Here is a 13,417-nt window from a genome sequence, read left to right as displayed (position 1 = left end):
CACTCTCCAACAATCCGTATCGCCCGCGGCGTTCCCTGTAACGCCGCGCAGTTCCGCGCTCCTGCGGCGCTGCCAGCGAATACGGACATCACCATGAATCGAGTAGCACAGCCCCGCCCCACCCTCGTCGCCCGTGTGGCCGCGCCCGTGATCGGCAGGCTCACCGCCTGGCAGGAGGATGTTGCCAAGCAGCTGATGCTCGACCATCTGGATGCCGGTATTTCGGTGGCCGAAGTGGCCGAGGCCTGCGCCCTGTCACGCAGCCATTTCACCCGCAAGTTCAAGGAAAGCACCTGCCTGTCGCCCCATGTATGGTTGCGCCAGCAGCGAGTGGAAAAGGCCAGGGAAATGTTGCTGCAATCGTCGCTGTCGCTGTCGCTGACGGCTATCGCCATGGACTGCGGCTTCTTCGACCAGGCGCATTTCTGCCGGGTATTCGCCAAGAGCATGGGCATGAGCCCGCTGGCCTGGAAGCGTCAGCAGATGGCCGCGCAGCCAGCGGTGGCGATGCTCCAGCAGCTCGCCTGCTAAGCCGGTATAGGCAGCACCTGAGCCGCAACGATGGCAGCCTGGCGACGCTTCTCGGCAGCATAGGCGCGGGTGCTGTTGAGCATGTGGTAATAGACCAGATCGCCGTCGCGGCGCAGGCCGATCAGCGACAACGAGACCAGCCGTGACAGTGAACCGCAGCGCTCGCTGTCGCTGATCGGCAACCCTGCCAGCGCACTACGCACATCGGCCACGGTGAAGTATTCGTCGCACACCGACAGCCCGTGCAGGCAGTTACGCTGGTGCGCGTCGAGCAGCGCGTAGCTCCAGTCCAGCGAGGCCATCAGGCTGGAATGGCGAGCCGGCGTAGTGCGCCGCCCGAGCAGGCTCAGGTAACTGTGGTTTTCCAACTGGGCGAGGATGCCTTCCAGGCTCTGGGTGTCGAGCTGCGCCGCGGCCAGTTCAATGGCCAGGGGCAGACCGTCGAGCCGCCGGCAAAGTTCGACGACCCGCGGCACGTCGGTCTCGCGCAGGCGGAAGCCCGACTGCCGTGCGCGGATGCGCCGGGCGAGCAACTTCACGGCGGGATAGCGCAAGGCCGCAGCCAAACGCAGGTGGCTGCCTAGCGGTGGCATGTCCAGCGGCGCCAGCGCTTGCACGTATTCCTCACGAGTGCGCAGGGCCTCGCGGCTGGTGGCGACAATGCGCAGCGCTGGCGCAGCCTGCAGCAGGGCTTCACAGAGCGCGGCGCAGGCGTCGATCAGGTGCTCGCAGTTGTCCAGCAGCACCAGCATGTGGCGATCCGCCAGGGTGGCGAGCAGAAAGGCCTGAGCATCCTGACCGGGCGGTAACACGAGGCCCAGCTCCGAAACGAGCGCGGTGGGTAGTTGAGCCGGATCGCTGACCATCGCCAGGTCGACGAAGCGCACACCGTCGCGGAAGTGGCCGAGCTGCTGCTGGGCAACGCGCAGAGCAACGGTGGTCTTGCCGACGCCGCCAGGGCCGATCAGCGAGATGTGCCGGCGGCTCTGCAGACGGCGGGTCAGCTCGGCGATCAGCTTATCGCGGCCCTCGATGCGTACCGGCCGCCCAGGCAGGCTTGGTACGCCGCAGGGCTGCAGGTCGAGATCGCCAGTACGCTGGCTGACCTGCTCGACGTAGGCGACGAAGCTGTAGCCGCGCTGGCGCACGTTGGTGATGTAATCCCGCGACTGCGGGCAGACCCCCAGGGCACGGCGCAGAGCCGAGATGTGTACGCGCAGGTTGATCTCTTCAACGAAGGTCTTCGGCCAGACCTGGGAGATGATGGTCTCCTTGCTGACGATCTTGCCGGCGCTTTCCACCAGCACCAGCAGAATGTCGAGGGCGCGGGCGCCTATCGGCAAAGGCCGGTCACCATCGAGCAGCAGGCGACGCTGCGGGTGCAGTTCGAAACGGCCGAAACGCAGGACTGTGTCTTCGCCACCGGTGTCGAGATCGTGCATGACCGTTTCAGCGCCCCGCCAAGCCGAACCCAGTGGGTCTCGACCAGTCGGCAATACGCCGCTCCTTGCTGTGATAAGAGAATCATTCTCCGCCGTTCGCCGGCAGCACGACATCAGTAATGGGGTGTCGATTCGGCCATACAGGTGCCCATCACGGACAACAGGCGAACCGCTCTGGCATGGGCTTCATGGCCATTTAACAGCATGCCGACAGCGGTCAGCCGAACTGGTGGCGGTACTGCACCGGGGTCAGCCCCAGGCGTTTGTCGAACATCTGGCGCATGTGCCGGGTGCTGCCGAAACCGCTGCGAAAGGCCACGGTTTTCAGCGGCAGGTCGGTGCTTTCCAGCAGGCTGCGGGCGTGGTCGATGCGGGCGTTGAGCACGAAATCCATGGGCGTCATCTGCAGCTCACGGGTGAATACCCGGGCGAAGTTGCGCACGCTCATGGCGGCCAGCTCGGCCAGTTGCTCGACGCTGAACGGTTCCTGAATGTTCTCCAGCACGTGCTGCTGCACCCGCTCGAGGGGCGTGGCGCCCTGCCCGGTCGGCGGCAGCAGCGGGCTGAACTGGGCCTGACCGCCCTGGCGCTTGATCACCACCAGCAGCACCTTGGCCACATCCAGCGCGAGCTTCTTGCCGTGGTCGTCGGCGAGGATCGACAGCGCCAGGTCGATGCCCGCCGTTACGCCGCCGGAGCTGAGCAGCTTGCCGTCCTTGGTGAACAGTTGATCGCTTTCCAGGTGCGCCTTGGGATATCGCTTCGCCAGGCGATCCAGATAATGCCAATGGGTGGTCACACGATGGCCGTCGAGCAAACCGGCTTCACCGAGGATGAAGGCGCCGGTGCACACCGCGCCATGCCGACGCGACGCCGCAGCGGCGTCCCGCAGCCAGGCGTGCAGATGTGGGTGACTGGAGTTGTAGGCACCGGGGCCACCCGGCACCAGCAGGGTGTCGTAGGCGACCGGCGCCTCTTCGGCCAACTGATCCGCCTGCATGACGATACCGTTGGAAGCGCGCACGGCCAACGACGATGCTCCCAGGGTGACGATGCGGTAGTGATCGCTCTCGGGCAGATAGCGGTTGGCGACCGAAAACACCTCGATGGGGCCGGCCACGTCGAGCATCAGCACATCGGGAAAGAGCAGGATCGCCACGGTCTTGGTGGGCATGCGGATCTCGAAACACGGAGAGACACGGCCAGGCGTGGATGTCTGGCAGGTGTCGGGTGAATAATCGTACGCCGATTATCAGGGTACGACAGCCTGCGCGGCAGACCCGCAAGGGCTGCCTCAACGCAACCCTAAAGTGTTGCTGGCACGCGGCCAGAAAGGCGGAATCAGACGCCCATGAAACGCAGGATCTGCTCACGCAGCCAGCGCTCGGCGGGATCCATATCCTGAGCGGCGCGCCAGACCATGGTCAGTTGCGCGGCGACGATCTCGAACGGCGGCTCCTCCATCACCAGGCCGCCGCCCTGCACCAGCGCTGCGGCGGCGTAGTCCGGAATGGTGGCGATCATGTCCGAGTTGCGCAGCAGCGCACCGAGGCCATTGAAGTGCGGTACCGCCAGGGCGATCTTGCGCGAGCGCTCGAGGCGCGCCAGATCCTGGTCGATGTTGCCGCACAGGTCGCCGGACATGGACACCAGCGCATGGGGCCGCGCGCAGTAGTCGTCCAGGCTCAGCGGCGGCGAGCCGTCAGCGGCGCGGATGACCATGGCGCGGATGTCGCGCAGGCTGCGGCACTTGGCGTTGGCCGGCAACTGCGTGGTGTAGCTGATGCCGATGGACACCTCGCCCGTAGCGAGCAGGCCCGGCAGCAGCAGGAAGTTGGCGTTGCGTACCACTAGAACGCAATCGGGCGCCTGTTGGCGCAGGTGGGCGAGCAATTGCGGGAGCAGGCCGCACTCGACATCGTCGGACATGCCGATGCGAAACACCGCGGTGCTGCTGCTCGGGTCGAAGTCCCTCACTTCGCTGATCGCCTGGGAAATGCCATCCAGCGCCGTTGGCAGGCGGCGGAAGATTTCCAGGGCACGGGGCGTGGGCTCCATCTCGCGGCCGTTGCGCACCAGCAGCGGGTCATTGAAATAGTCGCGCAGACGGGTCAGCGACGCGCTGATCGCCGGCTGGCCGAGGTACAGCTTCTCCGCCGTACGCGTGAGGTTGCGCTCGTGCATCAGGCTTTCGAACACGACCAGCAGGTGCAAGTCGACTTTGCGAAGATCGCTACGGTTCAAAGAGGTGCTCCAGAACCGGCCGCAGTGCTCGAGCACCGCGGCCGGATGTCATCACTTGTTGGCGGTCAGCGTGAAATAGCTGGTCATCAGGTTGCGGTAGTTGGGGATGTGGTTGGACAGCAGCGCGCCCAGGCCTTCGATATCGTTGCGCCAGTCGCGGTGCAGCTCACAGGCCACGGAGAACCAGTTCAGCAGTTGTGCACCGGAAGCGCTCATGCGGTTCCAGGCAGCTTGCTGCACGGTCTTGTCGAAAGTGCCGGATGCATCGGTGACCACGAACACGTCGAAGCCTTCGGCAATGGCCGAGAGGGTCGGGAACGCCACGCAGACGTCGGTGACTACGCCGGCGATGATGATCTGCTTCTTGCCGGTGGCCTTGACCGCCTTGACGAAATCTTCGTTGTCCCAGGCATTGATCTGGCCAGGGCGGGCGATGTACGGCGCGTCCGGGAACAGCTCTTTCAGCTCGGGAACCAGCGGGCCGTTGGGGCCTTGCTCGAAGCTGGTGGTGAGGATGGTCGGCAGGTTGAAGAACTTGGCGCAGTTGGCCAGGGCCAGCACGTTGTTCTTGAAGTCGCTGGGGCTGAAGTCCTGAACCAGGGAAATCAGGCCGGCCTGGTGGTCGACCAGCAGAACGACGGCGTCATCTTTGTTGAGGCGCTTGTAGGGAACGGTCATGGTGATACTCCTGTTGCGTTAGGGGTGTTTGATAAAGGGGCTTGCGGTGTGCGCGGTGCCGGCACGCCAAGCAGGTGGCGAATGCGCACGGCGACGCCTTCGCGCTGGTACTGCCGGGCGTTGGCCTCGATACGCTGTTCGGCGACGGTGACGCGGCCGTGGTGACGCAGGTGTTCGAGCCAGGAGGCGTCGAAGAAGAATTCCTGCCAGAGCTGCGGGTTTTCGCTGTCCTGCAGCAGGCCCCAGGACAGCGCACCGTTGCGCCGGCGCATGGCGCGTACGGCGAGCATGGCTTCGCTGAACGCGTCGGCATGCTCGGCGGGGATGTCGTACTCCAGGGTGACCATCACCGGGCCGCGCTCGCGATCCATGTCGGCGCTGAGTACCGGCGCGGGCCAGTGCACGGAAGGCGCCAGGTCTTCGGCAGCGGTGATCGGCAGGTGGAAGCGCCAGGACAGCAGCACGCCGAGCAGCAGCATTGCGCCGCCACCAGCCAGCGCGACGGTCAGCGAAAACTCACTGGCCAGCGAACCCCAGACGATGCCGCCCAGCGCGCTGCAGCCGAAGAACACCAAGATGTACACCGCCAGCGCCCGGGCCCTTACCCAGCTCGGCACGGAGGTCTGCGCGGCCACCTGCAGGTTCGACAGCACGCAGATCCAGGCGGCGCCGCTGACCAGCATCACCGGAATCAGCAGGCTGAAATCGCGGATAAAGGCCAAGCCGAACAGCACCGCGGCATAGGCGACACTGGCAGCGGCGACGATTACATCGCTGCGCAGCCGCTCGCGCAGCTTGGGCAGGAACATCGCCCCGGCGATAGCGCCAATGCCCACGCAGCCGAGCAGGATGCCGAAATCCGCCGCTGTACCCTGCAGCTCGCGACGCACCAGTAACGGCAGCAGCGACATGCCGGCACTGGCACCGACAAAGAACGCCAGCGTACGTACCAGTACCGCCTGCAGCGGTTTGGCGCTGCGCGCATAACGCACGCCGAGGCGCACCGCACCGAACAGCCGCTCGGCCGGCAGGATGCTCACCGTGGGTGTGCGCTTCCAGGCATACAGCGCGGCGATCACCGCAAAGAACGACACAGCGTTAAGGGCGAAGGTCAGCCAGGGGCCGCTGAGGCTAACCAGAATCCCGGCGATGGCCGGCCCGATGGCCCGCGCCACGTTCATGCCCAGGCTGGACAGCGCCACCGCGGCGGGCAGTTCATCCTTGCCGACCAACTCCGGGGTCAGTGCCGACCAAGCCGGCATCATCAGCGCGGTGCCGATGCCCATGGCCAGGGTCAGCAGGAGCAGCAGCGGCACGTTCATCCAGCCGAGCAGCGTCAGGCTGGCGAGCAGCACCGCCACGCTGGCCATCCACAACTGCACGGTGAGCAGGTAGCGACGCTTGTCGACGATGTCCGCCAGGGCGCCAGCGGGCAGTGCCAGAAAGAACATCGGCAAGGCCGCTGCCACCTGCACCATCGCCACCGCTAGCGGGCTGGCCGACAGCGAGGTCATCAGCCAGCCAGCGCCCACCTCGTGCATCCAGGTGCCAATGTTCGAGGCGATACTGGCCAGCCACAACCAGCGAAACACGCTGCTGCGCAATGGGCTCCAGGGGCTGGCGGGTGTTTGTTTGATGACGCTTTCCATGGCTACTCTCGTAAACCGCCCAATGACGATCGGTGTTCGTTGAAAAAATGCGCGTGCCTGCGGTGGATACGTCTGCCCCCGTAGGAGCCGGCTTGCCGGCGAAGCGATTTCAGCCGCGACGCCTGCTTGAAACCCACCAGCGCTTTCGCGGGCAAGCCCGCTCCTACAACTCCGTAGGGTGGATGACGCCTCACCTATCCACCGGAACCTCGATAGCGTGGTGGATGAAAAATCGTCATCCACCACAAGGCGCTGCAGTGCAGACGTCAGCTCCCGTAGGAGCCGGCTTGCCGGCGAAGCGATTTCAGCCGCGACACCTGCGTGAAACCCACCAGCGTTTTCGCGGGCAAGCCCGCTCCTACAAACCCAGTAGGGTGGATGACGCTTCACCCATCCACCGGAACCTCGATAGCGTGGTGGATGAAAAATCGTCATCCACCACAAGGCGCTGCAGTGCAGACGCCAGCTCCCGTAGGAGCCGGCTTGCCGGCGAAGCGATTTCAGCCGCGACACCTGCGTGAAACCCACCAGCGTTTTCGCGGGCAAGCCCGCTCCTACAAACCCAGTAGGGTGGATGACGCCTCACCCATCCACCGGAGCCGCGATCGTGTGGTGGATGAAAAAAACGCTATCAACCTACGGCTGTGGGAGCGCGCCATGCGCGCGAATCGCGGGCATGGCCCGCTCCCACAGATCCAGTCGTTCTCACGTGCCCAGTAGGTCTCCTAGCTCTTTAAACAGGGCTCAGAACGCGAAGCACGAGCAGCCGAAGGCGCCCCAGAAGCCGGCGTAGTCGCTGATCGGCACCTTGCTCTGCCGCGCCCGCTCATGGCTGTGGGCGTGTACCGCGCAGGAGCCGATGCACTGGTGCACGGCGGCTTGCAGCGGTGCGGACGGTTTCCAGTGCCCAGGTACCTTGGCCACCGGCGACCATTCCGGCAGTACCGGCAGCGGCGGAATGCCGAGCGTGTCGAACTCACCCGCGCCGTAGACGACCTTGCCGCCAACCACGGTGAGTACCGACTCGAGGTGCTTGATGGCTTCTTCGGTCACGCTGAAGTAATCCGCCGAGAGCACCGCCACGTCGGCCAGTTGCCCGACCTTGATCTGGCCCTTCTTGCCCTGCTCGCTGGAGAACCAGGCGCTGCCCTGGGTGAACAGTTGCAGCGCAACGGCGCGAGACAAGCCTTCGGGATACAGCGCGGTGCCGCCCACGGTCTTGCCGCTGACCAGCCAGTACAGCGATGTCCAGGGGTTGTAGCTGGCCACGCGGGTGGCGTCGGTACCGGCACCGACCGGCACGCCTTCGGCGAGCATGCGTTTGATCGGCGGCGTGGCTTCGGCGGCCTTGGCGCCGTAGCGGTCGACGAAGTACTCGCCCTGGAAGGCCATGCGGTGCTGGATGGCGATGCCGCCGCCAAGCGCCCTGACCCGCTCGATGTTGCGCGGGGTGATGGTTTCCGCATGGTCGAAGAACCACGGCAGGCCATTGAACGGGATGTCACGGTTGACCTTCTCGAACACGTCGAGCATGCGCGAGATGGATTCGTCATAGGTGGCGTGCAGGCGGAACGGCCAGCGGTGCTCGACCAAGTGGCGCACCACCGGTTCGAGATCGGCCTCCATGCCGGCCGGAAGATCCGGGCGCGGCTCGAGGAAATCTTCGAAGTCGGCAGCGGAGAACGCCAGCATCTCGCCCGCGCCGTTGTGGCGGAAGTAGTCGGTGCCCTGGCCGTAGGTGACGGTCTTCGTCCATTTCTGGAAGTCGGCCAGTTCTTCCTTGGGCTTTTGGGTAAACAGGTTGTAGGCGATGCGCACGGTGAGCTGGTCGTTGTCGGCCAGCTGCTGGATCACCTGGTAGTCGTCGGGGTAGTTCTGGTAACCGCCGCCGGCATCGATGGCGCTGGTCAGGCCCAGGCGGTTGAGTTCGCGCATGAACTGGCGGGTCGAGTTGACCTGGTATTCCAGTGGCAGTGCCGGCCCTTTCGACAGCGTCGAGTAGAGGATCATGGCGTTGGGGCGGGCGATCAGCATGCCGGTCGGGTCGCCGTTACTGTCACGCTGGATCTCGCCACCGGGCGGGTTCGGCGTGTCCTTGGTGTAGCCGACCACACGCAGTGCGGCGCGGTTGAGCAAAGCACGGTCGTAGAGGTGCAGCAGGAACACCGGGGTGTCTGGCGCCGCCTGGTTGATCTCGGCCAGGGTCGGCATGCGCTTTTCGGCAAACTGGAATTCGTTCCAGCCGCCAACCACGCGTACCCACTGCGGCGTGGGGGTGCGATCCGCCTGGTTCTTGAGCATGCGCAGGGCATCGGCCAGGGACGGCACGCCCTCCCAGCGCAGCTCCAGGTTGTAGTTCAGGCCGCCACGAATCAGGTGCAGGTGCGAGTCGTTGAGGCCGGGAATCGCGGTGCGCTTGTTCAGGTCGATGACCTTGCTGCCTGCGCCCTTGGTGGCCATGGCTTCGGCGTCGCTACCCACGGCGATGAAGCGGCCATCTTTGATGGCGACTGCGGTGGCGTGCGGCCGCTCGGGGTCGACGGTGTGGAATTTACCGTTGAGCAGGATCAGGTCAGCGTCGTTCATGTTCGCTCCGAATGCGTAGCCGGCGCGACCGGCGAAAGGTAAGGCAGACCAGAGCGCGCCAGCGGCGCCAAGCAGGCTGCCGGCAGCGACGACCTGGCGGCGCTTGGGATCTTTGGGATCTGAAGTCATGGCTGGGCGCTCCGGGTGATCAGCGGGACACGAAGGCCAGCAGGTCTTCGTTGAGGCGTTGCTGGTGGGTCACGGCGAAACCGTGGGGCGCGCCCTCGTACACCTTCAGCTCGGAGCCCTCGATCATCTGCGCGGCAAGCCGGCCGGTGGTCTCGAACGGCACGATGGCGTCGGCATCGCCGTGAATCACCAGGGTCGGCACATCGACCTTGGCCAGGTCGGCGCGGAAGTCGGTTTGCGAGAACGCGGTGACGCAATCCACCGTGCCCTTGAGCGATGCCAGCAGGGCGATATTGAGGGTCTGGCTGAGCACGCCATCGGAGACCTGCTGGCCCTTGTCGATGCCATAGAAAGGCGTGGCGAAATCGGCGATGAACTGTGCACGATCCTTGAGCAGACCGGCCTTGATGCCAGCGAACACCGACTCATCGACACCTTCGGGAAAATCCGCTGCCTTGCCGAAGATCGGCGTGACCGCACCGAGCAGCGCCAGCTTGGCGACCCGCGACGTACCGTGGCGACCGATGTAACGGCTGACATCGCCGCCGCCCATGGAGAAACCGACCAGGGTCACGTCACGCAGGTCGAGGTGCTCGATCAGCTCATGAATGTCATCGGCGAAGGTGTCGTAGTCATAGCCCGTCCACGGCTGGCTGGAGCGCCCGAAGCCGCGGCGGTCGAAGGCGATGGTGCGGTAGCCGCGGCTACTCAGGTACTCCATCTGGTATTCCCACATGTCCGCGTCCAGCGGCCAGCCATGGCTGAACAGCACGGGCTTGCCGCTGCCCCAATCCTTGAAATATATCTCGGTGCCGTCGCGGGTCGTGAAAGTGCTCATGGGCGTGTCCTCTCGGGTATCGCAATGGATGGGAAAATCAACGGGCGCTCAGCCAGCCCGCGCAGCAGCGGGTGACCACCGGCATGATCCAGAACACCACCGGCACGACGATGCACAGGGTGATCAGCAGGTTGCTCGGTACCACTCCGCCCAGGGCCGGGTACTGCTGGAACAACGGCAGCCACAATTGCGGGATGAGCATGGTCAGCGGGCAGATGACCAGATAGGTCAGCACCGCCTGCTTCCACTTCGGTGGCTGCGGCGCCTGAGCGTGTTCGGGGGTGAACCAGAATTCGTGATCGCGGCTGACCTGGGTCTGGTCGCCGCCGTCTAGCAGTGGCAGCACCTCGTCGATCAGCAGGCGGCGACGGTCGGAGGCGATCCACTCGTCCAGCTGCCAGCTTTCGGCGAAACGCAGAACGGTGGTGAAGGTGTCGCTCTGCCCGTCCGAGCGGATCACGTTCACGCCCAGGTGACCGCTCTGCTGCTCGGCGGCCGTCAGGGCACGTTTGAGCCAGGCCTCGTAGGCCGGCACATGACCGGGGCGCACCTTGTGCTGGATGACCAGAGTCACCACGTCGTGGGGTTGAACGGCAGTCATGTCACCGGCCTCCTGCCAGGTGCACGCAGCCAAGCCACGCACTGAGACGCTCGAAGGCGGATGACGACGCGCGGAGCAACGGCTTCAAGGGCATCTCCCGTAGCGAAATCGACGAACCGCATGGCCATACAAGGGCCAGCGACGTGACAAGTGACGGGCGCTCAGGCGCACGACGACCGTGCGGCCACTATGCCGCCGGGGTCGGCTTATCGATTGGACGTATGTGCTGAATCGTCGCAGGCCGAGGGGGATCGACCGGAGGGAGTGGTTACTGCAGCACCAGCTCGACGAGCAGGAACAGACCGGCGATGCTCAACAGCAGCACGCCCAGCCAGAAGAACGAGGCACCACGCTGTACCGGGGTGTCGATCACCGCGCGCTTGGGGAAGGCCGGATCGTAGCGCACCGCTACCGCATCGCCTTTGCGATAGTGGCGCCAGCTGCTCATGCTGCTCTCGTGCATGTGCAGCTTGCCGTGTTCGTCGCGCCATTCGAAACGCGGATAGCGGCTCGAGGTGTTGAGCCCCCACTCGCTGGCGATGATTCGCCCCTGAGCCTGTAGCCAATCCTGGCTGGCGCGGCGACGGGACATGCCAATGCCCACCAGCACAGCACCGACGCAACCGAAGACCAGGGCAAGAAACACGGAAACAGGCATGATTGACTCGAATAGCTGAACGTCAACAATAGGCGCACTAGCGCAGCGAAGGTTCATGGAGAAACACCACCGTTCGGCGGTTGTATGATCTCCCTCTTGCCGTATGTAACACCGCACGTCCGAAATATCAGGCCGCAGACTGCACCTGAAAATTTAGGTTGAGTTTTCTGCAACCTCCTCCTGTCCATAATCATGGACACGGATTAAGGAGAGTCACCGATGAAAACCACGCCTACCCTCAGCGTTTTGCTTGGCACTTTGATGGTCGCCGGCCTTGCCCATGCGGCCGATCCGGCAGAGCAGGAACCGGCCCGTGAGGTCTATCAGGAGCAGGTGCTCAAGCAGCAACCTGATCAGGAAGACCCGCAAGCCAAGGATCCGATGCACATCGGCGATCTCAAGGAAGGTACCCCCGCGCCACACAAGTACTGGCGCGAAGATTACGCCATCAAAGATCTGAAAAAGCACGACCTGCCCGAGCCGGAAGACAAGGAACACGAGCACTGGGTGAAGATTGGTACCGACTATGTGTTGTTGAATAACAACACGGGCACCATCCAGCGCATCATCAAAGGCAAGTAGCCGCTCTGGCGCAGCATTTCGAGACGGAAATAAAGCTTATCAGCGCCGCGTAAGTGGCTATCATTCACGAACGTTTCCGCCATGATCATGTGTCGGCCCTTTCTCTTCTAGGGATGGATGATGAAAGCTTCAGTTCGTAACCCTCATAGCCCGCATAGCGAGCTCATACGCGGTGCCGCGGCGATTGCCGTTGGCGCCGCACTGGCTTATGGCAGTGTCTATCTGTTCGCTCTGCTGCGACCCGCACCTCAGCCCACGGCACCGGAAGCAGTCACCGCAGCAGCGCCCCTTGCAGTGCGCCAAATGCCGCCACCGATTGCCCCCCCGGCCCCTGGCGAAGATCCCTGGTGGCGTGGCGACAACGCGTTCTGGCAAGAGCAGGCGCGTCTCAACAGCGCAGCGGTCGCCCCTCAGTATCGCGACCTGCAACTCGCCTGGTCCGAACAGATGGCGGCCACTGCCAAACAGCGTGCGCTGCAGGATGCCACGGGCAGCGACTCACTTGCGGTTCCGGCCAAGGAAGCCCAGACCACCGAGCTACATATCCCCGAGAAGCCGCGCCACTGAGCGTAGCCCTTCCCCGTTTCGGGGCTTTCGTCGCCCCGCGACCAATCCACGGAACGCTTGCCCTCCAGACGGCTCAAACTCCTACCTTAACCCATGCAGCATGCGCCTTTGCACGCTGACGCGAGCATAATGCCGCCCCCAAGCAGCCCGCCCCTGAACGCGCCGGGCCGCGCATATCGTTGGAGCCCTTGATGGAATTCATTCACCTGGTTATCGATTTCATTCTGCATATCGACCAGCACCTGGCGGCCTTGACCGCCCAATACGGCACCTGGATCTACGCGATCCTGTTCTTGATCGTGTTCTGTGAAACCGGCCTGGTGGTGACGCCCTTCCTGCCAGGCGACTCGTTACTGTTCGTGGCCGGCGCCATCGCGGTACACGGCACCATGAACGTGCATCTGCTGGTGCTGCTGCTGATCACTGCAGCGATTCTCGGTGACGCACTGAACTACACCATCGGCCGCTTCATGGGTCAGAAGCTGTTCAGCAACCCGGACTCGAAGATCTTTCGCCGTAGTCACCTGGAAGTAACTCAGGGCTTCTACGCCCGCCATGGCGGCAAGACCATCATCCTCGCGCGCTTCGTGCCCATCGTGCGTACTTTCGCGCCTTTCGTAGCCGGCATGGGCCGCATGAACTACGCCCACTTCGCCGCCTACAACGTGGTCGGGGCGATTCTCTGGGTCACCCTGTTCACCTACGGCGGCTACTTCTTCGGCAACCTGCCGGCAGTACAGAGCAACCTGCATTATCTGATTATCGGCATCATCGTGGTCTCGATCCTGCCGGGCGTGATCCAGCTGATCCGCCACAAGATGAACCGCTCGGCCCGTGTACAGACGCCGTAACCGGCAAATCGCGGATATGAAAAAGCCCCGGAATTCCGGGGCTTTTTTTGGCCTGGCCGCA

13 protein-coding genes are annotated in these 13,417 nt (G+C 64.1%); 4 read left to right on the top strand and 9 right to left on the bottom strand.

The features are described 5' to 3' along the window. Positions 1–93: 93 nt before the first annotated feature. Complete coding sequence (locus K5Q02_RS09640) at positions 94–531, top strand: helix-turn-helix domain-containing protein (RefSeq protein WP_225838617.1); 438 nt, start codon at positions 94–96, stop codon at positions 529–531. Here the strand turns inward: K5Q02_RS09640 and K5Q02_RS09635 are convergent. The 9 genes from K5Q02_RS09635 to K5Q02_RS09595 all read right to left on the bottom strand — a co-directional run bounded on the left by K5Q02_RS09635 (position 528) and on the right by K5Q02_RS09595 (position 11,356). Next, on the bottom strand, positions 528–1,973 hold the full coding sequence (locus K5Q02_RS09635; protein ID WP_225838616.1) for an ATP-binding protein: 1,446 nt from the start codon (positions 1,971–1,973) through the stop codon (positions 528–530). The genes K5Q02_RS09640 and K5Q02_RS09635 overlap by 4 nt on opposite strands. 217 nt (positions 1,974–2,190) lie before the next feature. Beyond that, positions 2,191–3,147: a GlxA family transcriptional regulator gene (locus K5Q02_RS09630; RefSeq protein ID WP_225838614.1), complete on the bottom strand. Its 957-nt coding sequence runs from the start codon at positions 3,145–3,147 to the stop codon at positions 2,191–2,193. Between the two features lie 167 nt (positions 3,148–3,314). Next, positions 3,315–4,217, bottom strand: a complete 903-nt coding sequence (locus tag K5Q02_RS09625; RefSeq protein WP_225838613.1) for a LysR substrate-binding domain-containing protein — start codon at positions 4,215–4,217, stop codon at positions 3,315–3,317. 51 nt (positions 4,218–4,268) lie between these two features. Then, the gene (gene ycaC / locus K5Q02_RS09620) at positions 4,269–4,895 is read right to left on the bottom strand and encodes an isochorismate family cysteine hydrolase YcaC (RefSeq protein ID WP_225838612.1); all 627 of its coding nucleotides are present in this window, start codon (positions 4,893–4,895) and stop codon (positions 4,269–4,271) included. After that, entirely contained in the window at positions 4,892–6,544 is a 1,653-nt protein-coding gene (locus K5Q02_RS09615; protein WP_225838610.1) for an MFS transporter, read from the bottom strand. Before K5Q02_RS09615 ends, ycaC begins: the two co-directional genes overlap by 4 nt. 744 nt (positions 6,545–7,288) lie before the next feature. Continuing rightward, positions 7,289–9,130 carry an amidohydrolase gene (locus K5Q02_RS09610; protein WP_225839635.1) on the bottom strand — a complete coding sequence of 614 codons (1,842 nt, stop codon included), beginning with the start codon at positions 9,128–9,130 and terminating at the stop codon, positions 7,289–7,291. Between the two features lie 148 nt (positions 9,131–9,278). Then, entirely contained in the window at positions 9,279–10,097 is an 819-nt protein-coding gene (locus K5Q02_RS09605; protein WP_225838609.1) for an alpha/beta fold hydrolase, read from the bottom strand. A 37-nt stretch (positions 10,098–10,134) separates the two neighbouring features. Next, positions 10,135–10,698 carry an antibiotic biosynthesis monooxygenase gene (locus K5Q02_RS09600; RefSeq protein WP_225838607.1) on the bottom strand — a complete coding sequence of 188 codons (564 nt, stop codon included), beginning with the start codon at positions 10,696–10,698 and terminating at the stop codon, positions 10,135–10,137. Between the two features lie 268 nt (positions 10,699–10,966). Then, the gene (locus K5Q02_RS09595; protein WP_225838606.1) at positions 10,967–11,356 is read right to left on the bottom strand and encodes a DUF3592 domain-containing protein; all 390 of its coding nucleotides are present in this window, start codon (positions 11,354–11,356) and stop codon (positions 10,967–10,969) included. A 219-nt stretch (positions 11,357–11,575) separates the two neighbouring features. On the opposite strand from K5Q02_RS09595, the gene K5Q02_RS09590 reads away from it, so the two are divergent. The 3 genes from K5Q02_RS09590 to K5Q02_RS09580 all read left to right on the top strand — a co-directional run bounded on the left by K5Q02_RS09590 (position 11,576) and on the right by K5Q02_RS09580 (position 13,356). Then, positions 11,576–11,938, top strand: coding sequence for an RcnB family protein (locus K5Q02_RS09590; protein ID WP_225838604.1), 363 nt, complete (start codon positions 11,576–11,578; stop codon positions 11,936–11,938). Positions 11,939–12,058: 120 nt separating this feature from the next. After that, positions 12,059–12,505: a hypothetical protein gene (locus K5Q02_RS09585; protein WP_225838602.1), complete on the top strand. Its 447-nt coding sequence runs from the start codon at positions 12,059–12,061 to the stop codon at positions 12,503–12,505. Positions 12,506–12,696: 191 nt separating this feature from the next. Next, positions 12,697–13,356, top strand: a complete 660-nt coding sequence (locus K5Q02_RS09580; RefSeq protein ID WP_225838600.1) for a DedA family protein — start codon at positions 12,697–12,699, stop codon at positions 13,354–13,356. The last annotated feature ends 61 nt before the right edge of the window (positions 13,357–13,417 follow it).

It is taken from the genome of Pseudomonas sp. MM211, assembly GCF_020386635.1.
Classification (GTDB): Bacteria; Pseudomonadota; Gammaproteobacteria; order Pseudomonadales; family Pseudomonadaceae; genus Aquipseudomonas.
This window is presented reverse-complemented; position numbering and strand designations above follow the sequence as displayed.

Coding starts and splice junctions, on each gene's coding strand:
- K5Q02_RS09640 (WP_225838617.1), top strand. CDS start 94: ATGAATCGAGTAGCACAGCCCCGCCCCACCCTCGTCGCCCGTGTGGCC.
- K5Q02_RS09635 (WP_225838616.1), bottom strand. CDS start 1,973: ATGCACGATCTCGACACCGGTGGCGAAGACACAGTCCTGCGTTTCGGC.
- K5Q02_RS09630 (WP_225838614.1), bottom strand. CDS start 3,147: ATGCCCACCAAGACCGTGGCGATCCTGCTCTTTCCCGATGTGCTGATG.
- ycaC (WP_225838612.1), bottom strand. CDS start 4,895: ATGACCGTTCCCTACAAGCGCCTCAACAAAGATGACGCCGTCGTTCTG.
- K5Q02_RS09615 (WP_225838610.1), bottom strand. CDS start 6,544: ATGGAAAGCGTCATCAAACAAACACCCGCCAGCCCCTGGAGCCCATTG.
- K5Q02_RS09610 (WP_225839635.1), bottom strand. CDS start 9,130: ATGAACGACGCTGACCTGATCCTGCTCAACGGTAAATTCCACACCGTC.
- K5Q02_RS09605 (WP_225838609.1), bottom strand. CDS start 10,097: ATGAGCACTTTCACGACCCGCGACGGCACCGAGATATATTTCAAGGAT.
- K5Q02_RS09600 (WP_225838607.1), bottom strand. CDS start 10,698: ATGACTGCCGTTCAACCCCACGACGTGGTGACTCTGGTCATCCAGCAC.
- K5Q02_RS09595 (WP_225838606.1), bottom strand. CDS start 11,356: ATGCCTGTTTCCGTGTTTCTTGCCCTGGTCTTCGGTTGCGTCGGTGCT.
- K5Q02_RS09590 (WP_225838604.1), top strand. CDS start 11,576: ATGAAAACCACGCCTACCCTCAGCGTTTTGCTTGGCACTTTGATGGTC.
- K5Q02_RS09585 (WP_225838602.1), top strand. CDS start 12,059: ATGAAAGCTTCAGTTCGTAACCCTCATAGCCCGCATAGCGAGCTCATA.
- K5Q02_RS09580 (WP_225838600.1), top strand. CDS start 12,697: ATGGAATTCATTCACCTGGTTATCGATTTCATTCTGCATATCGACCAG.